The organism is Pseudodesulfovibrio sp. lm2024, assembly GCF_051175575.1.
In the GTDB taxonomy this organism is placed as follows: Bacteria; Desulfobacterota; Desulfovibrionia; order Desulfovibrionales; family Desulfovibrionaceae; genus Pseudodesulfovibrio; species Pseudodesulfovibrio caledoniensis.
Map to the genome: position 1 here is coordinate 1,259,160 of NZ_CP195092.1, position 26,584 is coordinate 1,285,743.

At 64.0% G+C, this 26,584-nt stretch carries 26 protein-coding genes; 18 read left to right on the forward strand and 8 right to left on the reverse strand.

Annotated features, from left to right (window positions below; genetic code table 11):
* Positions 1-45: 45 nt before the first annotated feature.
* The 3 genes from ACR42D_RS05655 to msrB all read right to left on the reverse strand — a co-directional run bounded on the left by ACR42D_RS05655 (position 46) and on the right by msrB (position 2,583).
* Positions 46-507 carry a DUF6790 family protein gene (locus tag ACR42D_RS05655; RefSeq protein WP_484565886.1) on the reverse strand — a complete coding sequence of 154 codons (462 nt, stop codon included), beginning with the start codon at positions 505-507 and terminating at the stop codon, positions 46-48.
* A gap of 122 nt (positions 508-629) precedes the next feature.
* Positions 630-1,394, reverse strand: a complete 765-nt coding sequence (locus ACR42D_RS05660) for a substrate-binding periplasmic protein (RefSeq protein WP_484565887.1) — start codon at positions 1,392-1,394, stop codon at positions 630-632.
* A gap of 151 nt (positions 1,395-1,545) precedes the next feature.
* Positions 1,546-2,583: a peptide-methionine (R)-S-oxide reductase MsrB gene (msrB, locus tag ACR42D_RS05665; RefSeq protein WP_484565888.1), complete on the reverse strand. Its 1,038-nt coding sequence runs from the start codon at positions 2,581-2,583 to the stop codon at positions 1,546-1,548.
* Positions 2,584-2,934: 351 nt separating this feature from the next.
* On the opposite strand from msrB, the gene ACR42D_RS05670 reads away from it, so the two are divergent.
* Positions 2,935-3,483 (forward strand): hypothetical protein, encoded by a 549-nt coding sequence (locus ACR42D_RS05670; RefSeq protein ID WP_484565889.1) that lies wholly within the window; start codon positions 2,935-2,937, stop codon positions 3,481-3,483.
* Between the two features lie 75 nt (positions 3,484-3,558).
* Here the strand turns inward: ACR42D_RS05670 and ACR42D_RS05675 are convergent, their stop codons facing one another.
* The 4 genes from ACR42D_RS05675 to ACR42D_RS05690 are packed head-to-tail and all read right to left on the reverse strand — an operon-like array spanning position 3,559 to position 8,314.
* Positions 3,559-5,142 carry a sigma-54-dependent Fis family transcriptional regulator gene (locus ACR42D_RS05675; protein WP_484565890.1) on the reverse strand — a complete coding sequence of 528 codons (1,584 nt, stop codon included), beginning with the start codon at positions 5,140-5,142 and terminating at the stop codon, positions 3,559-3,561.
* Between the two features lie 25 nt (positions 5,143-5,167).
* Positions 5,168-5,764, reverse strand: coding sequence for an indolepyruvate oxidoreductase subunit beta (locus ACR42D_RS05680; RefSeq protein ID WP_484565891.1), 597 nt, complete (start codon positions 5,762-5,764; stop codon positions 5,168-5,170).
* 2 nt (positions 5,765-5,766) lie between these two features.
* On the reverse strand, positions 5,767-7,602 hold the full coding sequence (iorA, locus tag ACR42D_RS05685; protein WP_484565892.1) for an indolepyruvate ferredoxin oxidoreductase subunit alpha: 1,836 nt from the start codon (positions 7,600-7,602) through the stop codon (positions 5,767-5,769).
* Between the two features lie 58 nt (positions 7,603-7,660).
* A complete protein-coding gene (locus tag ACR42D_RS05690) occupies positions 7,661-8,314 on the reverse strand; it encodes a tetratricopeptide repeat protein (protein ID WP_484565893.1) in 654 nt (217 codons plus the stop codon).
* Positions 8,315-8,646: 332 nt separating this feature from the next.
* On the opposite strand from ACR42D_RS05690, the gene ACR42D_RS05695 reads away from it, so the two are divergent.
* The gene (locus ACR42D_RS05695) at positions 8,647-9,906 is read left to right on the forward strand and encodes a glutamate-5-semialdehyde dehydrogenase (RefSeq protein WP_484565894.1); all 1,260 of its coding nucleotides are present in this window, start codon (positions 8,647-8,649) and stop codon (positions 9,904-9,906) included.
* A gap of 143 nt (positions 9,907-10,049) precedes the next feature.
* Positions 10,050-10,712, forward strand: coding sequence for a nicotinate (nicotinamide) nucleotide adenylyltransferase (gene nadD, locus ACR42D_RS05700; RefSeq protein WP_484565895.1), 663 nt, complete (start codon positions 10,050-10,052; stop codon positions 10,710-10,712).
* A 16-nt stretch (positions 10,713-10,728) separates the two neighbouring features.
* Here the strand turns inward: nadD and ACR42D_RS05705 are convergent, their stop codons facing one another.
* The gene (locus tag ACR42D_RS05705) at positions 10,729-11,739 is read right to left on the reverse strand and encodes a glycosyltransferase family 9 protein (protein WP_484565896.1); all 1,011 of its coding nucleotides are present in this window, start codon (positions 11,737-11,739) and stop codon (positions 10,729-10,731) included.
* Positions 11,740-11,870: 131 nt separating this feature from the next.
* Between ACR42D_RS05705 and ACR42D_RS05710 the strand changes: the two genes are divergently transcribed.
* The 15 genes from ACR42D_RS05710 to guaA all read left to right on the forward strand — a co-directional run bounded on the left by ACR42D_RS05710 (position 11,871) and on the right by guaA (position 26,553).
* On the forward strand, positions 11,871-12,932 hold the full coding sequence (locus ACR42D_RS05710) for a hemolysin family protein (protein WP_484565897.1): 1,062 nt from the start codon (positions 11,871-11,873) through the stop codon (positions 12,930-12,932).
* Positions 12,933-12,952: 20 nt separating this feature from the next.
* Entirely contained in the window at positions 12,953-13,393 is a 441-nt protein-coding gene (locus ACR42D_RS05715; RefSeq protein ID WP_484565898.1) for a cytochrome c maturation protein CcmE, read from the forward strand.
* A gap of 130 nt (positions 13,394-13,523) precedes the next feature.
* On the forward strand, positions 13,524-15,422 hold the full coding sequence (locus tag ACR42D_RS05720; RefSeq protein ID WP_484565899.1) for a heme lyase CcmF/NrfE family subunit: 1,899 nt from the start codon (positions 13,524-13,526) through the stop codon (positions 15,420-15,422).
* Positions 15,423-16,088 carry an ABC transporter ATP-binding protein gene (locus tag ACR42D_RS05725; RefSeq protein ID WP_484565900.1) on the forward strand — a complete coding sequence of 222 codons (666 nt, stop codon included), beginning with the start codon at positions 15,423-15,425 and terminating at the stop codon, positions 16,086-16,088.
* A complete protein-coding gene (locus tag ACR42D_RS05730; protein ID WP_484565901.1) occupies positions 16,082-16,759 on the forward strand; it encodes a heme exporter protein CcmB in 678 nt (225 codons plus the stop codon). Before ACR42D_RS05725 ends, ACR42D_RS05730 begins: the two co-directional genes overlap by 7 nt.
* A gap of 2 nt (positions 16,760-16,761) precedes the next feature.
* Positions 16,762-17,424, forward strand: a complete 663-nt coding sequence (locus ACR42D_RS05735; protein ID WP_484565902.1) for a cytochrome c biogenesis protein — start codon at positions 16,762-16,764, stop codon at positions 17,422-17,424.
* A 28-nt stretch (positions 17,425-17,452) separates the two neighbouring features.
* Positions 17,453-17,599, forward strand: a complete 147-nt coding sequence (locus ACR42D_RS05740) for a CcmD family protein (protein ID WP_484565903.1) — start codon at positions 17,453-17,455, stop codon at positions 17,597-17,599.
* Complete coding sequence (locus ACR42D_RS05745; protein WP_484565904.1) at positions 17,589-18,200, forward strand: tetratricopeptide repeat protein; 612 nt, start codon at positions 17,589-17,591, stop codon at positions 18,198-18,200. The genes ACR42D_RS05740 and ACR42D_RS05745 overlap by 11 nt, the downstream gene beginning before the upstream one ends.
* Positions 18,201-18,384: 184 nt before the next feature.
* Positions 18,385-19,563 (forward strand): branched-chain amino acid ABC transporter substrate-binding protein, encoded by a 1,179-nt coding sequence (locus ACR42D_RS05750; protein ID WP_484565905.1) that lies wholly within the window; start codon positions 18,385-18,387, stop codon positions 19,561-19,563.
* Positions 19,564-19,645: 82 nt separating this feature from the next.
* On the forward strand, positions 19,646-20,548 hold the full coding sequence (locus ACR42D_RS05755) for a branched-chain amino acid ABC transporter permease (protein ID WP_484565906.1): 903 nt from the start codon (positions 19,646-19,648) through the stop codon (positions 20,546-20,548).
* 69 nt (positions 20,549-20,617) lie between these two features.
* Positions 20,618-21,913 (forward strand): ABC transporter permease subunit, encoded by a 1,296-nt coding sequence (locus ACR42D_RS05760; protein WP_484568442.1) that lies wholly within the window; start codon positions 20,618-20,620, stop codon positions 21,911-21,913.
* Positions 21,906-22,700 (forward strand): ABC transporter ATP-binding protein, encoded by a 795-nt coding sequence (locus tag ACR42D_RS05765; RefSeq protein ID WP_484565907.1) that lies wholly within the window; start codon positions 21,906-21,908, stop codon positions 22,698-22,700. The genes ACR42D_RS05760 and ACR42D_RS05765 overlap by 8 nt, the downstream gene beginning before the upstream one ends.
* 1 nt (position 22,701) lies before the next feature.
* Positions 22,702-23,409, forward strand: a complete 708-nt coding sequence (locus ACR42D_RS05770) for an ABC transporter ATP-binding protein (RefSeq protein ID WP_484568443.1) — start codon at positions 22,702-22,704, stop codon at positions 23,407-23,409.
* Between the two features lie 74 nt (positions 23,410-23,483).
* Positions 23,484-24,938 (forward strand): IMP dehydrogenase, encoded by a 1,455-nt coding sequence (gene guaB, locus ACR42D_RS05775; protein ID WP_484565908.1) that lies wholly within the window; start codon positions 23,484-23,486, stop codon positions 24,936-24,938.
* A 70-nt stretch (positions 24,939-25,008) separates the two neighbouring features.
* Entirely contained in the window at positions 25,009-26,553 is a 1,545-nt protein-coding gene (guaA, locus tag ACR42D_RS05780) for a glutamine-hydrolyzing GMP synthase (RefSeq protein ID WP_484565909.1), read from the forward strand.
* Positions 26,554-26,584: the final 31 nt, after the last annotated feature.

The following is a 26,584-nucleotide window of genomic DNA, read 5'->3' on the forward strand; positions in this document are numbered from 1 at the left end:
AACGCAAATGGTTAATTGTCGTAGGACATCGTGTTCAAGGCTAATTTACCGCAACCAATACAACAACCACAGCAACACCGGCATGATGATGTCCGCGAAGAACACGGGCCCGGCGTTGCCGGGTTTTTTGTTGCCGCCCACGCGGAGGTCGGCGGCGTGGACGGTGAAGGCGCCGACCAGGAAGAAGGTGGCGAAGAGGATGGTGGCGAGCCAGAAGCCGTCGCGCATGGGGGAGTGACGCAGGCCGAAGGCGAGGACGCCGCAGCCGCCGAGCGCCAGGTTGGCGAAGGCTATTTCCTTCTGGAACGGGCTGCCGGGCCGCCATCCGATGTAGGCGGCCACCTGGTCCGATTTGTAGTAGTGGCCGAGGAAGGCCCACAATGCGCCCAGGCCGACCTGGACGCCGAGGAGCCAGGCCAGGAGCGTGGCGAAGAAGGTCGCGTCGGTGAATAACCAGTTCAGGATGGCGCAGACGACGGCGATAACGGCCAGGTAGACAACGTACATGGTTCGCTCCCTTGGTTCGGGTGTAGCGGCAGGGCCAGGTTATTTGGCCTGCCGCATTGTAATACGCTATATCGAAAGTCCTTGTTCGTCAAAAGAGGCACGCGACAGGCGGGAGTCCTGGTTTAGTGCTCCGGGCCGAGATATTTTTTCAGGATGGATCGGTATTCCTCGGTCTGCTTGAACGCCTTGAGCGTGTCGGAGAACTTCTTTACGAATCGTTCGGAGGTGCGTTCCTTGTTGAACATGAGGTATAGCCCGTCCCTCTTTATCTCGTAGTCGAAGTTGGGATGGATGCCGCCCTCTACCGATGCGGCCAGGGTCAAGCCGTTGCCGATATCGGCCACGGTGGCGTCCAGTCTGCCCAGGGCGAGCTTGCGGAAGTTGATCTTGTCGCTGTAAACCTCCTCCACCGAACAGTAGGTCTGGATGAAGTCCCAGAATTCCGGGGTGTAGCTGTAGCCCAGGACCACCCCGATCTTTTTGCCCTTGAGGTCGTTCAGGGAGCGGATGGTCGTGCCCTTGCGGGTCCAGATCACCCAGGGCGATTCGAACAGCGGCTCCTTGGGGTAGGCGAAAGAAAGAGCCCGCTCCGGAGTGAGGTTGGCCGAAAACAGACCGTCGGCATCACCGAACCTGACCATGTCCAGGGCCCGCTTCCAGGGCAGGGCCATGATCTCGATGTTGTCCATGCCCATGCGCGTGTACACGGCCCGGACCACGTCCACCGACAGCCCCGTGTACCCGTTTTCGGTCTCCATCTGGTAAGGGGGCCATATGTCGCAGACCAGGCGCGTGGGGCGATCGGCCATGACATACCGGTCCGCGAGCACGAGGGCGGAGAAAAGCACGGTAGCGAGCAGGACCCACAGAATTTTGCTTCGGTGCATGAAAGCCTCCTTACTATAGACCATAGCACTGGATGCCGCCGAGGCAAAGCCGCTTAGTACAAAAACGGGAAATTGTCCTTCCGCCGGCGAAAAAAAGGAGCCGCTCCAAATGGAACGGCTCCCGGTGTGGTCGCTGCGTGGTGCGCCGCGGTTAGTCAAACAGATACAGGAATTCCCCGTACCCCTCCGCCTGCATCTTGTCCTTGGGCACGAAGCGCAGGGCGGCCGAGTTCATGCAGTAGCGCAGGCCGGTGGGCTGCGGTCCGTCGTCGAAAACGTGGCCCAGGTGGTTGTCGCCGGCCTTGCTGCGTACCTCGGTGCGCACCGAGAAGAGGGAGCGGTCCTCCTTTTCCACGATGTTGCCGGGCACCAGCGGGGTGGTGAAGCTCGGCCAGCCCGTGCCGGATTCGTACTTGTCCGTGCTCGAAAAGAGCGGCTCGCCGCTGACGACGTCCACGTAGATGCCCTCGGCGTGGTTGTCCCAGTATTCGTTGTTGAAGGGCGGTTCCGTACCTTCCTCCTGAGTGACCTTGTACTGCAGGGGGGTGAGTGTCCGCTTCAGGGTGTCGTCGTCGGGCTTGACGAAATCGCCTCCGGCGGCGGTGACCAGCGCGTTGTCGCGGGCGGCCTCGATGACGTCGTCGGCCTGATCGCCCCAGTGGTTCTCCACGAACTTGTCGCGGCCCGAGAAGTAGCGGTAGGTCTTGTAGCGCACGGGATTGTGCTTGTAGTAGTCCTGGTGGTAGCCCTCGGCCGGGTAGAAGGTGGTGAACTCGATGAGCGGGGTGGCAACGGGCTTGTCGAACCGGCCGGACCGGTCCAGGGCCAGCTTGGAGGCCTCGGCGGTCTCGCGCTGCTTTTCGTTGTGGTAGAAGATGGCCGAGGTGTACTGGAACCCCCGGTCGCCGAAGGAGCCGCCGGTGTCGGTGGGGTCGAAGTGCCGCCAGTAGTGGTCCAGGATCTGGGCGTAGCTGATCCGTGCGGGATCGAACGTCACCTGCACCGACTCGCGGTGGCCGGTGGACCCGCTCGAAACCTGCTCGTAGGACGGATCGGGTTCGGTGCCGCCTGCGTAGCCGGATATGACCTTGATCACGCCGGGCAGCTTTTCCATATCCGATTCCACGCACCAGAAGCAGCCGCCCGCCAGGGTGGCTATCTCGTAGTTGGTGTCGGTAGTGTCAGCCATGGCCTGTCCCTCCGATGAAGAAAATATGCTCATCCCGAACCCGAGCGTCAGGAGCAGGACGCCGGTCAGGGCAATGTTTGTAACCTTGTGGATCATGTGATCACCTCCAAGGGTGACAATGATAGTCGTTATTACAATTAAGTAGCCACGATCTCCCATATGTCAATGCGGGGACGGCGTCAGGCCGGGCGGTCCGAATATGCGAATCGTTATTTTTTACCGGAAAATGGTGGATTTTTGGCCTGTTTTGGGGCAAGTGGCATTGCTTCGCGGCGGCTGGATGTGCATAGTGTCCGTATCAGGCCGACGGCCGCGACCGAATTTCGCATTGAATCACATCAAGGAGAGACCATGCCCAACCAGAATTACACTCTTTTCAGCGGCGGCGCCCAGGGTGCCGAGAATCAGTTCGGCAAGCTCGCCGAATACCACGGCCTGTCCGAAGTGAACTACACGTTCGAGGGCCACCGCATCGAGCGCACCCGCGGCGTGCGCGTGCTGACCGACGAGGAACTGACCCAGAAGGACGTCAGCCTGACCTACGTCTCCCGCCTGCTGAACCGCAAGTTCACCAACGCGGAGAAGATGCGCAAGGTCCTGCAGACCATCATGTGGCAGGTGGACGCCAGCCAGCAGATCTTCGTGGTCGGCACCATCCTGGAGGACGGCACGGTCAAGGGCGGCACCGGCTGGGGCGCTGAGTTCGCCAAGATCTGCAACAAGGACCTGTTCGTCTTCGACCAGGCCAAGGACGCCTGGTCCAAATGGGAACACGGCGCGTGGGTGGCCGTGGAGGCCCCGGTGATCTCCGCCGGACACTTCACCGGCACCGGCACCCGCTTCCTGGAGGACAACGGCAAGAAGGCGCTCGAGGACCTGTTCTCCCGTTCCTTCAAATAGCGCCTCCCAAAGGCAAATGAAAAGGCGGCCCGGAGATTCCGGGCCGCCTTTTTCTGTATCGCTGTCGCGCCGAGGCTAGACCTCGAGCTTCTTCTTGGTCTTCTTCTTGGTCTGCGAGTACTTCTTCACGTCGATGTTGTACTTTTTGACCTTGTAGTTGACGATCCGGTAGGACACGCGCAGGTCGCGGGCGGATTGGAGCATGTTGCCGCCGGTCTTCTTGAGCGAGTCGATGAGCAGCTCCTGCTCGAACTTGGCCACGGCCTCGCCGAAGGACAGGTTGGTGCCCGTGGCCGAGCTCTCGGCCGACTGGAGGGTCGGCGGCAGGTGGTAGGTGCGGATGACCTGCTCCTCGCAGAGCAGGACCGCGCGCTCCATGCAGTTCTTCAACTCGCGCACGTTTCCCGGCCAGTGGTACATCACCAGCAGCTCGATGGCGGGCGTGGAGATGCGTTTGACTTCCTTGCCGTACTCGTCGGTGAATTCGGACAGGAAATGTTCGGCCAGGGGAAGGATGTCCTCGCGGCGCTCTTTCAGCGGCGGGATGAAGATCGGGAAGACGTTGATGCGGTAGTACAGGTCCTCGCGGAACAGTCCCTTTTCCAGCAGCTCTTCCAGCGGCTGGTGGGTGGCGCAGATGAGGCGCACGTCGACCGTGATGGTCTGCTCGGAGCCGACCCGCTGGATCTCCTTTTCCTGGATGGCGCGCAGGACCTTGGCCTGGGCGTCCAGGGAAAGCTCGCCGATTTCGTCCAGGAACAGGGTGCCCTGATCCGCCACCTCGAACAGGCCGCGCTTGGTCTGGAAGGCCCCGGTGAACGCGCCCTTCTGGTGGCCGAACAGTTCGGACTCGATGAGTTCGGACGGCAGGGCCGCGCAGTTGAGCTTGATCAGCGGTTTGTCCGCGCGCGGGCTGGACTGGTGGATGGCCTCGGCCAGGAGCTCCTTGCCGGTGCCGGACTCGCCGCGCAACAGCGCCGTGGCCCGGCTCGGGGCCACTTGGGTGGACTGGCGCAGGACCAGGCGCATGGCCTTGGAGGCCGCCACGAAGTCCTTGGGCGGGGTCGTCTCCGCCCCCCCGGCCATGAGGCCCTGGGAGAGCAGGTGGTTCTGGGTGGCCATCTCCTCCTGGAGCTGGGCCACGTGCCCGGCAATGATGCCCGCCACCACCTCGAGGAAGTCGCGGTGGGCCTTCATGTCGTCCGCCGGAATGAGCGGCACGTCCACGGACAGCGCGCCGATGACCTCGGCCTCGTCCGAGCGCAGGTTGATGACCGGTACGCAGATGAAGCCGAGCTTGCGCAACTCGTCCTCGCTGCGGCCGAACGCCTTGTTCAGGAACTCGGGGTCGTCGGACATGCGCGGCACGCTGATGGACTGGCCCGAGTCGAAGACCCGGCCGATGATGCCCCGGCCCGGCGAATAGGTCACGTCGTCGGACTGCGCCGGGCTGTAGGTCAGCGAGAGCTTCAGGTTCTCGGTCTTGGGGTCCATGATGACCATGAACGCCCGGACGTACTCCATGTCCAGGGCCAGGGTTTTCAGGAGCGCGTTGAGCGATTCCTCGAGGGTCGTCTCCTTCCTCAAGGTTTCCTGAATGGTCTTCAGCGTATGCAGATAGCTGAGATCATCGGAGTGGTCCTGTGTGTTGGTTGCCATTCTACTTTCTCTGGGAGTTCAAGCTCTAGGAGTTCAGGGCCTTGACGCCGAGTTCCAGGGCTTTGAGGTTGACGGCCTGAAGCTTGGCCGGGAGGTTCGCCTTGATGGCGGCTTCCAGGGCCTCGGGGCCGAAGGGCAGTTCACCGGCCGCGCAGAGCGCGCCGAGCATGGCGATGTTGCCCGCCTGCACGGCGCCCGCTTCCAGGCCGATGGACTGGTTGGCCATGAAGTACACCTTGTCGGTGCAGGCGGACACGGCCTTCTTGATGTCGTCGATGGTCGGGCATTCCTGTTTGCCCATGGCCACGGACAGGGGCGGCATGTACTCGGTGGACGAGACCACCAGGCCGCCCTGGCGCAGATAGGGCAGGGCGCGCATGGTCTCCATGGGCTCGAACCCGAGGAGGATGTCGGCCTCGCCGATGCCGATCTTGGGCGACTTGCACCCGATCAGCACCGTGGACTCGACCACGCCGCCGCGCTGGGCCATGCCGTGGATCTCGCCCGAGGTCACGGTCAGCCCCTGGCTGAGGGCGGTCTTGGCCAGCAGGGTGGTGGCGGTCAGGGTTCCCTGGCCGCCCACACCGGTCATGAATATGCGGATTTTCTTGGTATCGGGCATGGTTAGCTGCCTCTCTTCTTGGCTTTGATGTGCCCGCAGACCTGCAGGCAGAGCATGCAGCCGTTGCACAGGATCGGATTGACCGCGGCCTTGCCGCCTTCCTTGTACATGGCCGGGCAGGCCAGCTTGTCCAGGCAGTCGAACCGGCCGGTGCAGGACTCGGCCACGTAGGCCACCTGCGGGGCGACCTTCTTGTAGACCCGGCGGGTGTACAGCGGGCAGGGCTCCTTGGCGATGAGCACGCGCACGCCGCCCATCTCGCCGAGCTCTTCCAGGGCGGCCATGGTCTTCTTCTGGTTGAACGGGTTGACCGTGCGCACCTCGGTGACGCCCAGGCCGCGCACGGCGGCTTCGATGTCCAGCGGGTGGTCGTTGTCGCCGATGACCGTCTTGTCCACGCCCGGGTTGGGCTGGTGGCCGGTCATGGCCGTGGTCCGGTTGTCCAGGATGACGATGAGCACGTCATGGGCGTTGAAGACGGCGTTGGCCACGCCGGTCAGGCCGGAGTGGAAGAAGGTGGAGTCGCCGATGAAGGCGACCACTTTCTGGCCGGACGCCTTGGCCACGCCGCCGCCCGCCGAGATGGAGGACCCCATGCACAGCAGGAAGTCGGCGGTCTGCAGCGGGGGCAGCAGGCCGAGCGTGTAGCAGCCGATGTCCGAGGAGTAGACCACGTCGTCGCCGAAGACCTTGCGGGCCGCGTAGTAGGTGCCGCGATGCGGGCACCCGGCGCACAGGTTCGGCGGACGGCCGGGCAGCTCGGGCAGGGAACATTCGCAGGTGGGCACCGGGGCTTCGCCCAGCCCCTCGCGGATGGCGTTCTCGACCAGGGTCACGTCGAACTCGCCGTTGCGCGGCAGGACGTCCTTGCCCTTGATCTCGATGGAAAGCCCGTTCTTCTGGGCCAGGACGCGCAGGTCGTTCTCCAGGACCGGCTCCAGCTCCTCGACCACCAGGACCGTGTCCACGGACTTGATGAAGTCCAGGCACATGTTCTCGGGCAGGGGGTTGGAGAAGCCGAGCTCCAGGACCGAAACCTTGTCGGCCAGTCCCGCGTTGTCCAGGGCGTCGGCCACGTAGGCGCGGGCGATGCCGGAACAGACGATGCCGTATTTGCCGCTGCCGGTGACCTTGTTGTACGGGGAGTTCTCGGCCTCCTCGCGCAGGGCCTCCATGCGTTCCATCAGGCGGACGTGCATGGGCCGGGAAAAGGCCGGGATGGGCACGCAGTGCGGTGGGTTGCGCTTGAACCCTTCGGGCTTGCCGGGGGCCGGGGCCGGGCCGAACTCGACCGGGCCGCGCAGGTGGTTGACGCGGGTGGTGGTGCGCAGCAGCAGGGGCGCGCCGTGCTTCTTGGAGAGAAGCAGGCCGTCGCGGGCCATGTCCTTGGCCTCCTGGGCCGAGGCGGGCTCGAGCACCGGCATGCCGCCCAGGCGGGCGTAGATGCGGTTGTCCTGCTCGTTCTGGCTGGAATGACAGCCGGGATCGTCGGCGGACAGGAGCATCAGTCCGCCGGGCGCGCCCACGTAGCACAGGGTCATCAGCGGGTCGGCGGCCACGTTCACGCCCACGTGCTTCATGGTGCACATGGTCATGGCGCCGGCCAGGGTCGCGCCTCCGGCCACTTCCAGGGCGACCTTCTCGTTGACCGAGTATTCGAAGTAATATTTGCCGTCGGGCGAAATGCGGTAGAACGTGTCCGGCACTTCGCTTGATGGGGTGCCGGGATAACAGGTCACCACCTGGATGCCCGCTTCCACGGCGCCGCGCACGATGGCCTCGTTGCCGAGGAGCAGATGGGTGTCGCCGGGGGTGTCACCCAAGAGCGGATTTGCCATTTTGCCTCTCCTGCGGCCGGGCGCGGTTGCGTCCGGCCTCTTTAACTAGATGATTCGATTATTTGCTTTCCAACTGGGAGATCTTGTACTCGATGAAAGGCTTGTCGCCGACGTTCTCGCCGTCCAGCTTCTTGTAGGCGGCCAGGGCTTCGGCCTTGTCGCCCGCGGCCTCGGCTGCCTGCGCGAGCTGGCGGTATACCGGAATGGTGTAGGCGGCGGAGGCCAGTCCGGCCAGTTCCTTCATCTCCTTGAGGGCGTCGGCCCCGTGTCCGGCCAGGACCATGGCCTTGGCGCGGCCCAGGCGGGCAACGAACTGCATCTCGCCCTCGGTCAGGCCGACCAGGCCTTCCCAGTAGCCCTGGGCCTTGGCGTAGTCCCCCAGCTCCGTGGCGGTCTGGGCGGCCTCCAGGGTGACCGCGGGCCGGACGGAATCCGTGACGTCCTTAAGCATGGCGTCGAGCTTGGCCAGACGGTCTGCCCCGGTGGAGGAGACCATGATCTCGCCAAGGGCGGCCTGGGCGCCGGCTTCGGCCCGGGCGCTGTAGGCCTGGTAGCCCGTGTAGGCCACGGTGGCGGCCAGGATGACGCAGACCGCGATGATCAGCTGCTTGCGGTAGGTGAACGCGGCTTCGAGGATCGGGTGCATGGATTCGGGCGTGCGGGCCTCGATGTCGGTCAGCACGTCGGGTTGAACGGGATTGGTTGCAGCCATGGGATTTTCATGCCTCCATGAGGGTGATTTTTGTGGTAAACGGGCCGGGAAGCGAGGCCCGGCAACGCAGAGGGCTTGATAAGCAAAATTGTAAAAAAGGTCAAAGGCTATTTTGGCGGGAAGACGCAAAATAGCCAAAAACAGCGACTGTAATCAAGCCGTTGCCGGAGCAAATAACAAAAAATGTAAATCGATCGGCGTCCGTCAATCCAAAGTGTATTCGGTCGGCGAAGACGGGAATTGACTTTATCCCCCGGAGGAGGTTAGCAAATTGGCTCGCCTGGGCAGAATTTCGTTCGGTTCCGGCGTCGATAATTTCAAGGAGAATGTTCATGGATTTACGCGAACAGATGGTGGACATGGGCAAGCGCGCCAAGGCGGCGTCACGCAAGCTTTCGGCGGCCTCGGGCAAGGCCAAGCAGGACGCCCTGCTGTTCCTTGCCGAACTGCTGGAGGCCGAGGCCCCGGCCATCCGGGAGGCCAACGGGCTCGACCTGGACGCGGCCGCCGGAAACGGCCTGGACAAGGCCCGCGTGCAGCGGCTGACCATCAGCGACAAGGTCCTGAATTCCATGATCCAGGGGTGCCGCGAGGTGGCGGCCATGGCCGACCCCGTGGGCGAGATCGAGTCCATGACCAAGCGCCCCAACGGGATGCTCGTGGGCCGCATGCGCGTGCCGCTCGGCGTGGTGGCCATGATCTACGAATCCCGGCCCAACGCCACGGTGGACGCGGGCATCCTCTGCCTCAAGGCGGGCAACGCGGTCATCCTGCGCGGCGGGTCCGAGGCCTTCCATTCCAACAAATGCCTGGCCGGGCTGATGCACAAGGCCCTGGAAAAGGCCGGATTGCCCAGCGACGCGGTCCAGGTGCCCCCGACCACGGACCGCGAGGCCGTGGCCGAGATGCTCAAGCTCGAGGAGTATATCGACGTGGTCATCCCGCGTGGCGGCGAGGGGCTCATCCGGGCCGTGACCAGCCAGGCGACCATGCCGGTGCTCAAGCACTACAAGGGTGTGTGCCAGATTTTCGCCGATGCCTCCTGCGACATCGACAAGGCCGTGCCGATCATCGAGAACGCCAAGACGCAGTACCCCAGCGGCTGCAACGCGGTGGAGTGCCTGCTGGTCCACCGCGACGTGGCGGGAAAGCTGCTGCCCCGGGTGGCCGAGGCCATCGGGCCCAAGGGCGTGAAGTTCAAGGCCTGCCCCGAGTCCCTGCCCCTGCTCGGCGCGTACGCCGAGCCCGCAACGGATGAGGACTGGGGCTACGAGTTCCTGGACCTGATCCTGGCGGTCAAGGTGGTCGCGGACATGGACGAGGCCATGGACTACATCGCGGCCCACGGCTCCAACCACACCGAGGCTATCCTGTCCGAGGACTACGAGAACTGCATGCGCTTCGTGCGCGAGGTGGACGCCTCCCTGGTGGTGGCCAACTCCACCACCCGGTTCAACGACGGCGCGCAACTCGGCCTGGGCGCGGAGATCGGCATCTCCACCTCCAAGCTCCACGCCTACGGCCCCATGGGCATCAAGGAGCTGACCAGCGCCAAATTCGTCCTGCTGGGCGAAGGGCAGATCCGGGAATAGCCTTCCTTGAACCTACTTAAATGAATTGAACGGGCCGTCCTTGAGGACGGCCCTTTTTATTGGCGCTGCGAAAATGGGCTGTTTTTCACGGGTTGCGGGCGTGGCCCTGGGAGGCTATTATCCCGGACCATAGGAGATCGGCAATGAAGATAGGTATTTTGGGCGGCAGTTTCAATCCGGTGCACACCGGCCACGTGCGCATGGCCGTGGAGGTCCTCGAACAGCTCGGCCTGGACCGGGTGGAGCTGGTCCCGGCGAGCGAGCCGCCGCACAAGCGGGGCAAGGACGTCCTGCCCTTCGACCTGCGCATGGAGCTGGTCCACAGGGCCATAGCCGACATCTCCGGCCTGGGGGCCAACCCCCTGGAGGCCGAGCGGCCCGGCCCGTCGTTCACCTGCGACACCCTGACCTGCTACCGCACCGAGACGCCGGAGAACGAACTCTATTTCATCCTGGGCGCTTCCACTTTCCTGGAATTGCACAACTGGCGGCGCGGGCTGGAGATTCCGGCCCTGTCCTCCCTGGTGGTGGTCAACCGCTGGGAGGCGGCCGACGACGTGGCCGGGTTCGTGGCCGAACACTGGCCCGAGGCGGCATCGGAGGCCGACGGCGCGTGGCGGCTGCCCGGAGGCACCTCCATCCGGCTGCTGGACACCCCCCGCCTGGACATCAAGGGCGGGCACATCCGCCGCCGCTGGCTGGACCGCCGCAACCTGAGCCTACTGGTCCCGGACGGGGTCCGCGACCTGCTCGATGAACGCGCCGAAGAGATCGAACGCCACTGGGGCGAACGGAAGAGGGTGTGACCCGGGGCCGGATCGATCAGGCCAGGGAGGCCAGGACAGCGTCCAGGACCGTTTCGGGCCTGGTCTCGGTCATGCACTCGAAGCCGCGCGCGCACTTTCTGGCCCCGTGCAGGGAGCAGGGGCGGCAGGGCAGGTCCCGTTCCAGGACCACATCCTTGTTACCCGCCGGATAGAATCCCCAGGCGCGGGCCGTGGGCCCGAACAAGGCGACCACCGGGGTGCCCACCGCGCAGGCCAGGTGCATGGGGCCCGAATCCCCGGTGACCAGCAGGTCGGCTCGCTCAAGGAGCGCGCAGGTGGCGCGCAGATCGGTCTTGTTGGTCAGGTCGCGCTCGTGGCCGCTGGTGAGCGGCGTCTCGTTTCTTCCCACCACGAACCAGTTTATGCCTTTCGCGTCGAGCAGGGCGGCCAGCCGGATCCAGTTTTCGGCGGGCCACTGCTTGGACGGGTGGGTGGCGTAGGGGTGCAGGGCCACGCGTGGTCCCTGGCAGGAGATCGGCGAGAGGTGCCGTTCGGCGGCCCGGGTCTCGGCTTCGGCCAGGTAGATGCGCGGCAGCACGGCCTCGCGGCTCGGGGTGTGCTGGTCCAGGGCCAGGGCGTATCGCTGGGGCACGTTCAGGGCCTCGAGTTTTTCGCGGAAGCGGTCGGAGCGGGTGCGCTCGAACAGGCGGCGGGCCAGGCCGAACTTGGGGTAGCGGCGGACCGGTCCCTTCCAGCGCAGGGCCAGGATGCGCGAGCGCAGGGTGCCGTGCAGGTCCACGAGCATGCTCCCGGCGTATTGCCTGGCCAGCTCGCCGGTCCTGCGCAGCCAGCCCGCGTCGGTCAGGTCCGCTTTGGTCAGGCCGATGGTCCCGGCCACGGCGGGGTGGTTGGCGAGCAGGGGCAGGTTGGCCTCCCTGGTCGCGAAGACGAAGGTCTGTCCGGTCCGCTCATGCCAGTGGGACAGGACGCCGGTGGCCAGGGCCACGTCGCCCATGTGCCCCAGGCGGAAGACCACGGCGGGGTGCTCGGCTGCGCTCGGATTCATGCCCGTCCTGTTCGCCTCAATCGCCTTGGAAGTCAAGCCTGTTGCGTGTTGCGCAGGTCCGTGGCATCTGCTACATCCATCGGTAATGCATCGTGTTCGTTCCTCTCGTTTCCAGGAAGTGAAAAGAACCCATGGTTGAACTCATACTCGCTGTCGGCGTGGCCGTCTTTGTGTCCGCATTCTGCTCCGTGGCCGAAGCGGCGCTCTATTCCATGAGCTGGGCCGACATCCAGAAGCTCAAGGACAGCGGCCGCAAGTCCGCGGTTCTGCTCCATAAGTTGCGCTCGAAGATCGACGAGCCCATCACCGCCATCCTGACCCTGAACACCTGCGCGCACACCGCCGGGGCCGCCGTGGCGGGCTGGGCCTGGGCCAAGCTCTACGGCGAAGACACGCTCTGGCTCTTTACAGTCGCCTTTACAGTAATTATTCTCATTTTCACGGAGATCATGCCCAAGACCCTGGGAGTGCTCTATTCGGACGTGATCGCGCCGCCCCTGTCCCGGCCGCTCAAGGGCATGGTCTGGCTGTTCAAGCCGGTCATCGCCATCATGGGCGTGCTGTCCAAGGCCGTGAGCCACAGGGAGTCCAAGCCGGACCACACCGAGGACGACATCCGGGCCATCGTCAGCCTGACGCGCCGTTCCGGGGTGATCAAGCAGTACGAGGAGACCTCCATCCGGAACATCCTCTCCCTGGACTCCAAGACGGCGGAGCAGATCATGACTCCGAGGACCGTGGTCTTCTCGCTGCCCGCGGACATGACCGTGGCCCAGGCCAGGGAGGAGCACCCCAACTGGCCGCACAGCCGCATCCCGGTGTACGAGGAGGATACCGAGGACATCGTGGGCGTGGTCTATCGGCGGCTGGTGCTCGAGGCCCTGGCCGACGACCGGGACGAGCTCAAGCTGTCGGACATCATGCGCCCGGTGCGCTTCGTCCTGGAGTCCGTCACCCTGGACAAGCTGCTGGTGCAGTTTCTGGGAAGCCGCATGCACCTGGCCGTGGTCCTGGACGAGTACGGCGGGGTGGCCGGTGTGGTCACCCTGGAGGATGTGCTCGAGGAAATTTTGGGCAGTGAAATAGTTGACGAGACCGACCAGGTGGTGGATATGCGGGAACTCGCCCGCACCCAGCGGGACGAGCTGACCCGCGCCCGCAACGGCTCCACCGGCGGGGACAAAAAAGAATAGCGCTCTGCGCAAGGAACCATATGGCCAAGAAGTCCAACAAAACCGTGTACGCCGTCGCCCTGGTGCTCTTCCTGGGCGGCCTTTCCTACCTCATCTTTTCCGGCCTGACCCAGGATTCGGTTTACTTCCTGAACGTGACCGAGGCCCTAGCCCAGGATCGCGCCGAGATCGGCAACGCCCGGCTGTTCGGCAAGGTCTCGCCCACCGGGCTGGCCATCGCCGACGGCAAGCTCGGGGCCGACTTCGACCTGGTGGACAAGATGGAGCACGACAAGACCCTGCGGGTGGAATACAAGGGCGCGCTGCCCGACACCTTCAAAGCGGACGTCGAGGTCATCGTGGAAGGGAAGTTCTCCCCGGACGGGCAGGTCTTCCTGGCCAGGACCCTGGTGACCAAGTGCCCCTCCAAGTACGAGGAGAAGAGCAAGCAGATGGACGCGCGGCAGGGGCAGGCCGGTTAGTGAATTTTCTTTCACATCATTGCGCCCCGGTCCTTTCCCCTCTATCGCCGTTGAACCCGCCGGACACGAGTGCGGGCCAGGGGGCGACGCCCCCTTTCCCCGCATGTCGAATTTGTTGTAAGGAGTCTGTATGCATCTGACCGGATACGTCGGTTTACTCTTTTCCCTGCTCGCCTTCCTCTTTCTCGCCGGTTTCGCCGGTTTCTCCGCCTGGACCAGGAAGGAGGAGACCCTGACCGTGGTGGAACGCGGCCAGTTCATCGCCGCCTGCGGCGTCATCTTTTCCACGCTCATCCTGCTGGTCGCCCTGACCTCCCGGGACTACTCCTTCCGCTACGTCTACAACAACGTGGACAACGCCCTGTCCTTCGTCTACACCCTGACCGCCCTGTGGGGCGGCCGCGAAGGATCGCTGCTGTGCTGGGAGCTGATCATCGCCGTCTCGGGCATGATCTTCGTGGCCACGCCCGGCTACAAGTCCCTCGGCTCGGACACCAAGCTTTTCTTCTGGATGTTCTTCCTGACCGTGCAGGGCTTCTTCCTGCTCCTGCTCACGGGCTGGTCCAATCCGTTCATCGAGATCATCCCGGCCCCGGCCGACGGGCGCGGCCTGAATCCGCTGCTGCGCAACCCGGGCATGATCTTCCATCCGCCGCTCCTGTTCATGGGCTTCGCCCTGTACACCATCCCGGCCTGCGCGGCCCTGGCCTCGTCCATTGCCGGCGAGAAGAAATCGTGGATCAAGGTGGTCCGCAACTGGAACGTCCTGTCCTGGGTCTTCCTGACCTCGGGCATCGTCCTGGGCGGCTGGTGGTCCTACATGGAACTCGGCTGGGGCGGCTACTGGGCCTGGGACCCGGTGGAGAACGCCTCCCTGATCCCCTGGTTCGCGGGCACGGCCGTGCTGCACACGTCCATCATCGAATCCCGGCGCAACGCCCTGCAGCGGACCAACGTCTTTTTGATGGCCCTGACCTTCGTCCTGTGCATCTTCTCCACCTACCTGACCCGGTCCGGGGTGATCGACTCCCTGCACACCTTCGGCGCGTCCGGCGTGGCCCAGCCCCTGTTCTGGTCCATGGTCGCGACCCTGGTCGTGACCCTGATGGTCACCTTCCTGTCCGAGCGGCCGACCCACCGCACCCTGTCCGATTTCCTGAGCCGCCAGGGGCTGCTGGTCATCACGGCCTGGTTCCTCCTGGCGCTGGGCCTGGTGGTCACCCTGGGGACCATGTGGCCGGTCATCAGCCGGTTGTGGACCACCTCGTCCATGGGCCTTGACGCCCACTTCTACAACCGGGTCTGCCTGCCGTTCATGGCCCTGCTGGTGCTCCTCTTCTGCTTCTGCCCCTGGCTGGGCTGGAAGGGCGGCATCCGCAACAAGAAAGGGTTCATCGCGGTCAGCGCCGTGCTGGTCGCGGCCTTTGCGGCGTTCTACCTGTCGGGCATGACCAACGTGCTGGCCGCCCTGACCGCCGCCGCGTCCGTGGCCGCCCTGGTCGGCATCGTCCTGCTCTTCGCCCTGTACCCGGCCCTGCGCGCCCAGCGCCAGTCCTGGGGGGCCTACGGCGTGCACCTCGGCCTGGTGCTCCTGGCCCTCGGCGTGGCCTTTTCCGGGCCGTACAAGACCGAGCGCGAGGTGGTTCTGGCCCAGGGAAAATCCGTGGCCATCGGCGAGTTCACCGTGACCTATACGGGGCTGCACGAGGACCGCAACGTGGGCGACATCGAGGTCCGGGCCACGGCCACCCTGGCGGTCACCAAGGACGGCCGGGACGTGGGCGTGCTCCGGCCCGACAAACGCATGTACAAGAACTTCCCCAACCAGCAGTTCGCCGAGGTGGGCACCATCCCGAGCTTCGGCGACGAGCTCTACGCCACGCTGCTCGGCCTGACCGAGGACAACAAGGCGAGCTTCAAGATCAGCATCAACCCGCTGGTCAACTGGATCTGGATCGGCGGCACGATCATGTGCCTGCTCGCCTTCCTGCTGCTGCGGCGCATGCCCAGGCCCGGCGAGGTCGGGTAGATGGCGGGCCCGGACAAACCGCTGCTGACCGTGAAGCGGGCGGCCAAGTTCTTCGGCAACAAGCTCGTCTTCAAGGAGATCTCCTGCGAGGTCCTCCCCGGCGAGATATTGCTGGTGGCCGGTCCCAACGGCGCGGGCAAGTCCACGCTCATGCGCATCATGGCCGGTCTGAGCAGGCCGTCGGCGGGCGAGGTCCTGCGCGGGCTCGAACCCGAGGAGACGGCCTATCTCGGTCACGCCACCTTCATCTATCCCGGGCTGACCGCCCTGGAGAACCTGCGCTTCTGGGCGTCCATGTACGGCCTGTCGCCGACCGGAGACGAACTCATGGCCCTGCTCAAGCGGGTGGGGCAGGAGCGGGCGGCCGAGGAAAAGGCCGGGGCGTTCTCGCGCGGCATGGCCCAGCGCCTGAATCTAGCGCGTGTCTACCAGGCCGACCCCAGACTCATCTTTCTCGACGAACCCGGCACCGGCCTGGACCCGGCCTCGCTGAAACGGCTGCGCGGCGAGATCGCGGGGCTGCGCGACCGGGGCACGGCCATCGTCTGGATCAGCCACCACGTGAACGAGGACGCGGCCCTGGCCGACAAGGTCCTGGCCCTGGGCGGGCGCAGGGTGGAATATTTCGGCCCGGCCTCGGGCTTCACCCCGGAGGGCGCATGCTGAAGCGCACCCTGGTCATCGCGAAGAAGGACCTTAAGCTCTCCCTGTCCGGGGGACAGGGGCTGGTCCAGGCGGTCCTGCTCGGCCTGCTGCTGATCTTTTTGTTTTCGCTGTCCAAGCCGCTGGGCGGGTCCATCTCGCCCCAGGCGGCCGGAGCCATCTTCTGGCTGGCCTCGGCCTTCGGCCTGGTCCTGGTCTTCAACGACCTGTTTTCCATAGAGGAGATGAACGGCGCACGCATCGGCATCCTGTCCTCGCCCGCGCCCGTGCACGCGGTCTGGCTGGGCAAGGGGCTGGCCGGATTCTGTCTGCTGTTCGTCTCGCAACTGGTGTTCCTGCCGGCCACGGCGGCCTTTCTGGGCCAGTCGGTCCACGGTCCCTGGTGGCTGCTCTGGGTCACGCTGCTGGGCGCGGACGTGGGGCTGGTCATCATCGGCGCATTGCTCGGGGCGCTCTCCCAGGGCCAGGCGGCCCGCGAGTCGCTGCTCTCGGTCATCGTGTTCCCGCTGCTGCTGCCCGTGCTTCTGTCCGGCATCACCCTGTTCGGCCTTTGTTTCTCGCCCGAGCACACCATGGGCTACGGCCAGTGGCTCGGCCTGATTTTCGCCTTTGACTGCCTGTTCGGCGGGGCCGGGCTGTTCCTGTTCCCGTTCGTCTACAGTGGGGAAGAGTAGTTATGAAAGTTTCCATCCTGGCCATACTGGCGGGCATCGGGCTGGTGGCCCACCAGGTCATGATCTGGTTCTACGCGCCCATTGCCCAGTCCGGGCCCGTGCAGAAGATCTTCTACATGCACCTGCCGTGCTCCTGGTGGGCGCTGGTCTCCTTTTTCGTGGTCTTCGCGGCCTCCATCCTCTACCTGTTCACGCGCAACGACCGGTACGACCGGGTGGCTGCCGGGGCAGGGGAGCTGGGCGTGCTCTTCGCGACCATGACCCTGATCTCCGGGTCCACCTGGGCCCGGGCCGAGTGGGGCCACTGGTGGCTGTGGGACCCGAAGCTGACCACCGCGCTGATCATGTGGTACGTCTACGCCGGGTACCTGGTCCTGAGGAACACCCCCATGGGACGCGACCGCAAGGCGCTGGTCTGCGCCGTGCTCGGCATCGTCGCCTTCCTGGACGTGCCGCTCGTCTTCTTCGCGGCCAAGCTCTGGGGCAGCGCCCATCCCGACGGTCTGGCCCGTCAGGGCTCGGGCATGGAGGCGCGCATGTGGCACACGGTCTTCGCCGGGCTCTTCGCCTTCGGGCTGCTCTGGGGAGCCATGCTCCTGACCCGCATCCGCCAGCTCGGCCAGAAGGCCCGGCTCGAGGCCATGCTCGTCTGGGACGAGGAATAACAACGTAAGCAAAACGCGAGGATACATCATGTCCGCAACCGTCTATATCTTCATCGCCAACGTGGCCATCTGGCTCGGCGTGGCCGGGTATCTCGCCTTCCTGGCGTCGCGCTCCGCCGGTCTGGAAAAGCGCATCCGCCAACTGGAACTGCTGGGGGACGACCATGACGGATAACCGCGTCCTGTTCGGCCGCAAGGCCGTCATCCTGGCCGTGTTTCTGGCCCTGGCCGCCATGTTCGCGACCAGCTTCGTCTACCGGATGAAAAATCCCAACCTGTTCGTGAAGTCCCAGCCCGCGCGCAACTTCGTCGACGCGGGCGAGGGGCAGGGCGGCCCCGGCGCGCCCGCCATGGACGGGGCCATGAGCGGAGCCATGTCGCGGGTCAAGGAGTACCTGGAGCGGGTCAAGCAGAACCCCGAGGACGTGGAGGCCCTGGTCGGCCTGGGCAACTCGTTTTTGATGATGCGCGCCTGGGACCGCGCCCTGGAGCCCCTGGAAAAGGCCCGCAGCCTCAAGCCGGAAGACACCACGGTGCTCAAGGCCGTGGGCATCGCCTATTTCAACAAGCAAGAATACGCCAAAGCGAGCGAGACCTACGAGGCCATCCTCCAGATCGATCCGAAAGACACCCTCGCGCTTTTCAATTTGGGCGTCATTTACAAGCATTATTTCAAAAAGCCGGATATCGCCCAAACATACTTCGAAAAGGTCCTGGCTCTGGAAAAACAAGATGCGGAAATGCTCAAGCTGGCCCGCCAGGAGTTGTTGAAATAGGATCGTCAATCATTCAAATAAGTTGTGTTCTGTGACACAGGCCCGGATATGATTGACAAGAAACTGAAAATAACTACAATGTCACATTCCGTGGCTTTACCCGCCGGAGACGGTATTTTCGGCGGTCTGCTTGTTTAACACATTGAGTGGTAACGAACCCTTATACATTTCGAGGAGAGGTAGCATGAGAGTCAAACTGAGTCTGATAGCTCTGTGTCTCGTCATGGCGGCCATGCTGGCTGCCTGCGGCGGCGAAGCGAAAAAGGATGAAGCGAACGACAAGAAGGCTGACGTGGAGACCGGCGAGGTCGCCGCTCCGGCCAAGAAGCTCGTCCTCGGCGTTGCCGGCGCTCATTCCGGCGACCTGGCCTCCTACGGCCTGCCCACCGTCAACGCCGCCAAGCTGGTGGCCGACAAGCTGAACGCCGCCGGCGGCGTGAACGGCGCCATGGTCGAGGTCATGCCCCAGGACGACCAGTGCAAGCCCGAGCTGGCCACCAACGTCGCCACCAAGCTGCTCTCCGACGGCGTGAAGATCGTGCTGGGCCACATCTGCTCCGGCGCCACCAAGGCCGCGCTGCCCATCTACCTGTCCGGCAAGATCGTGGTCATGTCCCCGTCCGCCACCAACCCGCCGCTGACCCAGTCCGGCGAGTACCCGAACTTTTTCCGGACCATCGCTCCGGACGACGCCCAGGCCGCCCTGGAAGTCGCCTTTGCCAAGTCCCTGGGCCTGAAGAAGGTCGCCATCATCCACGACAAGGGTGACTACGGCAAGGGCTTCGCCTCTTTCTGCCAGCAGTTCATCGACGCCGATCCCGAGATCGAGCAGGTCCTGTTCGAGGGCGTGACCCCGGGCGCCGTGGACTACTCCGCCGTCGTCCAGAAGATCAAGAGCTCCGGCGCAGAGGGCGTCATCTTCGGCGGCTACCATCCGGAGGCCTCCAAGATCGTCACCGGCATGCGCAAGAAGGGCATGGAGATTCCGTTCATGTCCGACGACGGCGTGAAGGACGACACCTTCATCAAGGTCGCCGGCAAGTACGCCGAGGGCGTCTACGCCACCGGCCCCATGGACTTCTCCAGCAACCCCCTGTACCAGGAGGCCGTTGCCGCGCATAAGGCCAAGTTCGGCACCGATCCCGGCCCGTTCTTCCCCGAGGCCTACTCCGCGGCCCTGGCCCTGCTGAACGCGGTCAAGGTCGCCGGCGGCACCGATTACGACAAGATGATCGATGCCCTGCACACCTCCTACGTCGATACTCCGGTCGGCAAGATCAAGTTCGACGCCAAGGGCGACGCCGAGGGCGTCGGCTTCGCCGTCTACCAGGTGAAAGACGGCAAGTACGTGGAAATCAAGTAGATATAGGTTTCCAAACGGATTAGACCAGGGGACGGGCCAAAGCCCGTCCCCTGGATTTATTTAATGAACAGGAATCACGACAATGGAATATTTCCTTGAGCTGTTCATGGGTGGGCTCACCCGAGGCAGCATCTACGCTCTGATCGCCCTGGGCTACACCATGGTCTACGGCATCATCGAGCTGATCAACTTCGCCCACGGCGAGATATACATGATCGGCGCCTTCACCGGGCTCATCGTGGCCGGGCTGCTGACCATGTTGGGCTTTCCGGGGCCCGCCATCCTGGTCATCGCCATCGTGTGCGCGGTCATCTGGGCCGCGTCGTACGGCTTCACCATCGAGAAGATGGCCTACAAGCCGCTGCGCAACGCCCCCAGACTGTCCCCGCTCATTTCCGCCATCGGCATGTCGATCTTCCTGCAGAACTACGTCATGCTCGCCCAGACCTCGGACTTCCTGCCCTTTCCCGAACTCATCCCGCATTTCGGCTTCATGGAAAAGATGGGCACGATCATGAGCTCGGCCGAGCTGGTCATCATCCTGGCCACCGTCGCCTCCTGCGTGGGGCTGACGCTGTTCATCAAGTTCACCAAGCTGGGCAAGGCCATGCGCGCCACCGCCCAGAACCGCAAGATGGCCATGCTGGTGGGCATCAACGTGGACATGGTCATCTCCGCCACCTTCGTCATCGGCTCCAGCCTGGCGGCGGTGGGCGGCGTGCTCATCGCCTCGCACATCGGCCAGATCAACTACTACATAGGCTTCATCGCGGGCATCAAGGCGTTCACCGCCGCGGTGCTCGGCGGCATCGGCTCCCTGCCCGGGGCCATGCTCGGCGGCCTGGTCCTCGGCCTGACCGAGGCGTTCGCCACCGGGTACGTCTCCTCGGACTACGAGGACGTTTTCGCCTTCCTGCTGCTCGTCCTCATCCTGATCTTCAGGCCGTCGGGCATCATGGGCAAGGAAAAGACCCAGAAGGTCTAACAGGGATCATCGCGGCCACCACGGCCGCCGACCGCGAAGGAATATATCGTGAGTAACGAAAGCAATACCATGAACCAGAGCTTCATCAGGTTCTTCCTGACCGCCGGGTGCGACAGCTACGCCCATGCGGTCCGGAAGTCGCTGCTGGTGGCCCTGTGGTTCGTCTTCCTGACCTTCCCGATCATGGTCATCCGGGTGAACACCATCGAGAACACGGTGGTCTGGCACTGGAACCGCATCGGGTACGTGGCCCTGGCCATCTTCTTCGGCTCCTTTGTCTGGCGCTGGCTGCTGGCGCGTAAGGAGCTCAAGAAGGACGAGAGGAGCAGCGAGAACAGGCTCGAGTCCCTGTTCACCGTGTTCCAGACCAAGCCGGCCATCAAGTACACGCTGCTGGCCGTCATCGGCGTGGTGGCCGCCATCGCGCCCCTGAAGGTCAACCTCTTCAACGGCGGCTTCCAGCTCTTCAATCTCTACCAGACCAACATCATGATATCCTGCCTGCTGTACATCGTGCTCGGGCTGGGGCTGAACATCGTGGTCGGTCTGGCCGGTCTGCTCGACCTGGGGTTCGTGGCCTTCTACGCGGTGGGCGCGTACGCCTACGCGCTGTGCAACATGCATTGGGGAATCGGCTTCTGGTACATGCTGCCCGTGGGCGCGGTGCTCGGGGCCATGCTCGGCATCCTCCTCGGTTTCCCGGTCCTGCGGCTTCGCGGCGACTATCTGGCCATCGTCACCCTGGGCTTCGGCGAGATCATTCGGCTGGTGCTCGAGAACTGGGGCGACGTGACCATGGGCCCCTCGGGCATCTCCTCCATCGAGCGTCCCGGATTCTTCGGACTGGACATGGGCGTCATCGGCTCCACCCACTACATGTACTATATCATGGTCGCCCTGCTGGTCCTGACCATCTTCTGCGTCAACCGGCTGCAGAACTCCCGCATCGGGCGCGCCTGGCTGGCGCTGCGCGAGGACGAGATCGCCTGCCAGGCCATGGGCATCGACAAGATGAAGACCAAGCTCATGGCCTTTGCCCTGGGCGCCACCTGGGCCGGCATGGCCGGGGTGGTCTTCGCGGCCAAGACGACTTTCATCAACCCGGCCTCGTTCACCTTCTGGGAATCGGCCATCATCCTGTCCATCGTGGTCATCGGCGGCATGGGCTCCATCCGGGGCGTCATCGCCGGTGCCGTCATCCTCATCCTGGTGCCCGAGTACCTGCGCGAGTTCGCCCAGTTCCGGATGCTCCTGTTCGGGTCCATCATGGTCCTGGTCATGGTCTTCAGGCCCCAGGGGCTGATCAGCGCCAAGCGCAAGGTCTACGAATACAAGGTCGCAGAGGCGGAGGCCGCCAATGAGTAATCCTGTCCTGAACGTCAACGCCGTGAGCAAGGACTTCGGCGGCATCCGCGCCCTGGACGAGGTCGATCTGGTGGTCAACGACAAGGAGATCGTCGCCCTCATCGGTCCCAACGGAGCGGGCAAGACCACCTTCTTCAACTGCATCACCGGCATCTACACCCCCACCTCGGGCGACGTGATCATCGATCCCGGGGCAAAGGGCAAGACCCGGCGCATCAACGGCAAGAAGCCCAACATCGTGACCGAGCTGGGCATGGCCCGGACCTTCCAGAATATCCGCCTGTTCCCGTCCATGACCGCGCTCGAGAACGTCATGATCGGCACCCACTGCCGGACCAAGTCCTCCATCTGGGGGGCCATCTCCCGCAACAGGGCCACCCGCCGCGAAGAGCGGGCGGTTATCCAGAAGGCCTACGACCTGCTGGAGCTGGTCGGCCTGGCGGAGTTCGTCAACGAACTGGCCACAAACATGCCCTACGGCAAGCAGCGCAGGCTTGAGATCGCCCGCGCCCTGGCCACGGACCCGTTCCTCCTGCTGCTGGACGAGCCCGCCGCGGGCATGAACCCGCAGGAGACCCGCGACCTGGAGGATCTGATCATCGGCATCCGCGAAAAATACGGCATCTCGATCATGCTCATCGAGCACGACATGAAGATGGTCATGTCCATGTCCGACCGCATCTACGTCCTGGACTACGGGCGCATGATCGCGGACGGCACGCCCGAGGAGATCGCGGCGAATCCGGAGGTCATCAAGGCCTACCTCGGGGAGGAACACGATGACTAGGATGCTCGAACTCAAGAACGTCAACAGCTTTTACGGCAACATCCAGGCCCTGTACGACGTCAACCTGCATGTCGACCGGGGCGAGATCATCACCCTGATCGGAGCCAATGGAGCGGGCAAGTCCACCACGCTGATGACCGTCTGCGGCGTGGTCCAGGCCAGGCAGGGCCAGGTCCTGTACCAGGACGAGGACATCACCAGGCTCGCCCCCAACATCATCGTCAGCCAGGGCATCTGCCAGGTGCCCGAAGGCCGTCTGATCTTTCCCGAGTTGACCGTCCAGGAGAATCTGGATATGGGCGCGTTCATGCGCAACAACAAGGCCGAGATCAAGCGGGACATGGAATACTGCTTCGACCTCTTCCCCATCCTGGCCCGGCGGCGCAAGCAGCAGGGCGGCACGTTGTCCGGCGGCGAGCAGCAGATGCTGGCCATCGGCCGCGCGCTCATGGCCCGGCCCGCGCTCCTGCTGCTGGACGAGCCGTCCATGGGGCTGGCCCCGCTGGTGGTCAAGCAGATCTTCGAGATCATCAAGAAGGTCAACAGCGAGAACAACACGACCATCTTCCTGGTGGAGCAGAACGCCAACCTGGCGCTCAAGATCGGCCACCGGGGGTACGTCATGGAGAACGGGAGGGTCGTCCTCTCGGACACCTGCGACAAACTGCTCGCGAACGAGCAGGTAAAACGGGCCTACCTGGGTCTATAATGGAAAACACCGAGGCCGGGCGCTAAGCTCGGCCTCGTCATATTTGATAAGCAAAAACGCTCTGGAGGAATGACATGAGCAAAATACTTGATAAAGCATTGACCTTTGACGATGTCCTGTTGTTGCCGGGCTATTCCAACGTGCTGCCCAGCGATGTTGACGTTTCCACCTATCTCACACCGGGGATCAAACTGAACATTCCGCTGATCTCCGCAGCCATGGACACGGTCACCGAGTCCAGAATGGCCATATCCATGGCCCGCCACGGCGGCGCGGGCGTGATCCACAAGAACATGTCCGTGCGCGAGCAGGCGCGTGAGATCGACCGGGTCAAGAAGTCCGAGTCCGGCATGATCTCCGATCCCATTACCGTGCACCCCGACGACGATCTGGGCAAGGTCAAGACGATCATGTCCGAGTACCGCATTTCCGGCCTGCCCGTGGTCAAGGGCGACCACCTTGTGGGCATCATCACCAACCGCGACATCCGGTTCGTGGTGGACGAGAAATCCCTGGTCTCCGAGCTGATGACCTCCCGCGACCTGGTCACCGTGCCCGAGGGCATCGACAACGAGGAGGCCAAGCGCAAGCTGCACCAGCACCGCATCGAGAAGCTCCTGGTGGTCGACGAGGAGAACCGGCTCAAGGGACTGATCACCATCAAGGACATCAACAAGCACAAGAAGTACCCCGACGCGGTCAAGGACTCGCGCGGCCGCCTGCTGGTCGGCGCGGCCATCGGCATCGGCAAGGACTGCCTGTCCCGGTCCGAGGCCCTGCTGCACGCGGGCGCGGACTTCCTGGTCCTGGATTCGGCCCACGGCCATTCCGAGAACATCCTCAAGTCCACGCGCGAACTGCGCGCGGCCTTCCCGGACCTCCAGCTGGTGGGCGGCAACGTGGCCACCTACGAGGGCGCCAAGGCGCTGATCGAGGCGGGCGTGGACACGGTCAAGGTCGGCATCGGCCCCGGCTCCATCTGCACCACCCGCGTGGTGGCCGGTGTGGGCGTGCCGCAGATCACGGCGGTCATGGAGGCCAGCCGCGCGGCCCGCGAGGCGGACAAGTGCATCATCGCGGACGGCGGCATCAAGTACTCCGGCGACGTGGTCAAGGCGCTGGCCGTGGGCGCGAACTCCTGCATGATGGGCTCGGTCCTGGCCGGCACCGAGGAGTCCCCGGGCGAGACCATTTTGTTCCAGGGCCGGACCTACAAGCAGTACCGGGGCATGGGCTCCATCGACGCCATGAAGAAGGGCAGCTCGGACCGTTACTTCCAGGAGAAGTCCAAGAAGCTGGTGCCTGAGGGCATCGTCGGCCGGGTGCCGTATCGCGGCAAGGTGGGCGAGTCCCTGTACCAGTTCATCGGCGGCCTGCGTTCCGGCATGGGCTACACCGGCTCCGCCACCATCGCCGAGCTGTTCGAGAAGTCCAAGCTGGTTCAGATATCCTCGGCCGGTTTGCGCGAATCCCACGTCCACGACGTGACTATCACCAAGGAATCCCCGAACTACCGGGGCGACGGCTAGCCGCCGGTGTCCGGTTCGGGAATGGTAATTCGCCTTTTCATTTCTCCCATTGTGAATTAGAGAGAAACGCATGCAAGACAACAGAGTTCTCATCCTTGATTTTGGCAGTCAGTTCACTCAGCTGATCGCACGCAGAGTGCGCGAGGCCGGGGTGTATTCCGAAATTCACCCCTGCAACGTCGACCCCGAACGGGTCAAGGCGTTCAAGCCCTCGGCCCTGATCCTGTCCGGCGGCCCGTCCAGCGTCCTGGAAGGCGGCTGCCCCGAATTGAACATGGAATACCTCGAGATGGGCATTCCCGTGCTGGGCATCTGCTACGGCATGCAGCTGCTGGCCCACAATCTCGGCGGCCGGGTGGTGGCATCCACCGACCGCGAGTACGGCCGGGCCCAGTTCTACGCCCAGAACGACTCCATCCTGTTCGACGGGGTCAAGGACAAGGACGACCTGACCGTGTGGATGTCCCACGGCGACCGCGTGGAGGCCCTGCCCGAAGGGTTCGTGCCCATGGGCAAGTCCGACTCCATCGAATACGCCGCCATGGGCAACGTGGACAAAAAGATCTACGCCCTGCAGTTCCACCCCGAGGTGGCCCACACCACGGACGGCTCGCTGATCATCCAGAACTTCCTGTTCAAGGTGGCCGGGCTGAAGGCGACCTGGTCCATGTCCTCCTTCGTGGACACGACCATCGAGGCCCTCAAGGAGCAGGTCGGCGACGCCAAGGTCGTGCTCGGCCTGTCCGGCGGCATCGACTCCACCGTGGCCGCGGTCATGCTGCACAAGGCCATCGGCAAGAACCTGCACTGCATCTTCGTGGACAACGGGCTGCTGCGCATGGGCGAGCGCGAGGAGGTCATCGGCTTCCTGGCCGAGCACTTCGAGCTCAACGTCAAGATGGTCGACGCCTCCGACGAATTCCTGGCCGACCTCAAGGGGGTCGAGGACCCGGAGAAGAAGCGCAAGCTCATCGGCTACAAGTTCATCGAGGTCTTCGACCGCGAGGCCAAGGCCATCGAGGGCGTGGAATTCCTGGGTCAGGGCACCCTGTACCCGGACGTCATCGAGTCCGAATCCTTCAAGGGCCCCTCGGCCGTGATCAAGTCCCACCACAACGTGGGCGGCCTGCCCGAAAAGATGAACCTCAAGCTGGTGGAACCCCTGCGCGAGCTGTTCAAGGACGAGGTGCGCCGCGCCGCCTACGAGCTCGGCCTGCCCGAGCACATCATCTGGCGCCAGCCGTTCCCCGGCCCGGGCCTGTCCATCCGCGTCATCGGCGAAGTGACCGAAGAGCGGCTCCAGATTCTCCGTCTGGCCGACAAGATCGTCCAGAACGAGATGATGGCCTCGGACTGGTACCGCAAGGTCTGGCAGGGCTTCGCCGTGCTCCTGCCGCTCAAGACCGTGGGCGTCATGGGCGACGACCGCACTTACGAGAACGTCATCGCCCTGCGCATCGTCGACTCCCTGGACGCCATGACTGCGGACTGGTCCAGGCTCCCCTCGGAGCTGCTGGCCCGCATGTCCAACCGGATTATCCGGGAGGTCAAGGGCGTCAACCGGGTGGTTCTGGACATCTCCTCCAAGCCGCCGAGCACCATCGAGTGGGAATAACCAGAGCAATTAAACCGATTACCCAGGTGAG

Coding starts and splice junctions, on each gene's coding strand:
- ACR42D_RS05655 (WP_484565886.1), bottom strand. CDS start 507: ATGTACGTTGTCTACCTGGCCGTTATCGCCGTCGTCTGCGCCATCCTG.
- ACR42D_RS05660 (WP_484565887.1), bottom strand. CDS start 1,394: ATGCACCGAAGCAAAATTCTGTGGGTCCTGCTCGCTACCGTGCTTTTC.
- msrB (WP_484565888.1), bottom strand. CDS start 2,583: ATGGCTGACACTACCGACACCAACTACGAGATAGCCACCCTGGCGGGC.
- ACR42D_RS05670 (WP_484565889.1), top strand. CDS start 2,935: ATGCCCAACCAGAATTACACTCTTTTCAGCGGCGGCGCCCAGGGTGCC.
- ACR42D_RS05675 (WP_484565890.1), bottom strand. CDS start 5,142: ATGGCAACCAACACACAGGACCACTCCGATGATCTCAGCTATCTGCAT.
- ACR42D_RS05680 (WP_484565891.1), bottom strand. CDS start 5,764: ATGCCCGATACCAAGAAAATCCGCATATTCATGACCGGTGTGGGCGGC.
- iorA (WP_484565892.1), bottom strand. CDS start 7,602: ATGGCAAATCCGCTCTTGGGTGACACCCCCGGCGACACCCATCTGCTC.
- ACR42D_RS05690 (WP_484565893.1), bottom strand. CDS start 8,314: ATGGCTGCAACCAATCCCGTTCAACCCGACGTGCTGACCGACATCGAG.
- ACR42D_RS05695 (WP_484565894.1), top strand. CDS start 8,647: ATGGATTTACGCGAACAGATGGTGGACATGGGCAAGCGCGCCAAGGCG.
- nadD (WP_484565895.1), top strand. CDS start 10,050: ATGAAGATAGGTATTTTGGGCGGCAGTTTCAATCCGGTGCACACCGGC.
- ACR42D_RS05705 (WP_484565896.1), bottom strand. CDS start 11,739: ATGAATCCGAGCGCAGCCGAGCACCCCGCCGTGGTCTTCCGCCTGGGG.
- ACR42D_RS05710 (WP_484565897.1), top strand. CDS start 11,871: ATGGTTGAACTCATACTCGCTGTCGGCGTGGCCGTCTTTGTGTCCGCA.
- ACR42D_RS05715 (WP_484565898.1), top strand. CDS start 12,953: ATGGCCAAGAAGTCCAACAAAACCGTGTACGCCGTCGCCCTGGTGCTC.
- ACR42D_RS05720 (WP_484565899.1), top strand. CDS start 13,524: ATGCATCTGACCGGATACGTCGGTTTACTCTTTTCCCTGCTCGCCTTC.
- ACR42D_RS05725 (WP_484565900.1), top strand. CDS start 15,423: ATGGCGGGCCCGGACAAACCGCTGCTGACCGTGAAGCGGGCGGCCAAG.
- ACR42D_RS05730 (WP_484565901.1), top strand. CDS start 16,082: ATGCTGAAGCGCACCCTGGTCATCGCGAAGAAGGACCTTAAGCTCTCC.
- ACR42D_RS05735 (WP_484565902.1), top strand. CDS start 16,762: ATGAAAGTTTCCATCCTGGCCATACTGGCGGGCATCGGGCTGGTGGCC.
- ACR42D_RS05740 (WP_484565903.1), top strand. CDS start 17,453: ATGTCCGCAACCGTCTATATCTTCATCGCCAACGTGGCCATCTGGCTC.
- ACR42D_RS05745 (WP_484565904.1), top strand. CDS start 17,589: ATGACGGATAACCGCGTCCTGTTCGGCCGCAAGGCCGTCATCCTGGCC.
- ACR42D_RS05750 (WP_484565905.1), top strand. CDS start 18,385: ATGAGAGTCAAACTGAGTCTGATAGCTCTGTGTCTCGTCATGGCGGCC.
- ACR42D_RS05755 (WP_484565906.1), top strand. CDS start 19,646: ATGGAATATTTCCTTGAGCTGTTCATGGGTGGGCTCACCCGAGGCAGC.
- ACR42D_RS05760 (WP_484568442.1), top strand. CDS start 20,618: ATGAACCAGAGCTTCATCAGGTTCTTCCTGACCGCCGGGTGCGACAGC.
- ACR42D_RS05765 (WP_484565907.1), top strand. CDS start 21,906: ATGAGTAATCCTGTCCTGAACGTCAACGCCGTGAGCAAGGACTTCGGC.
- ACR42D_RS05770 (WP_484568443.1), top strand. CDS start 22,702: ATGCTCGAACTCAAGAACGTCAACAGCTTTTACGGCAACATCCAGGCC.
- guaB (WP_484565908.1), top strand. CDS start 23,484: ATGAGCAAAATACTTGATAAAGCATTGACCTTTGACGATGTCCTGTTG.
- guaA (WP_484565909.1), top strand. CDS start 25,009: ATGCAAGACAACAGAGTTCTCATCCTTGATTTTGGCAGTCAGTTCACT.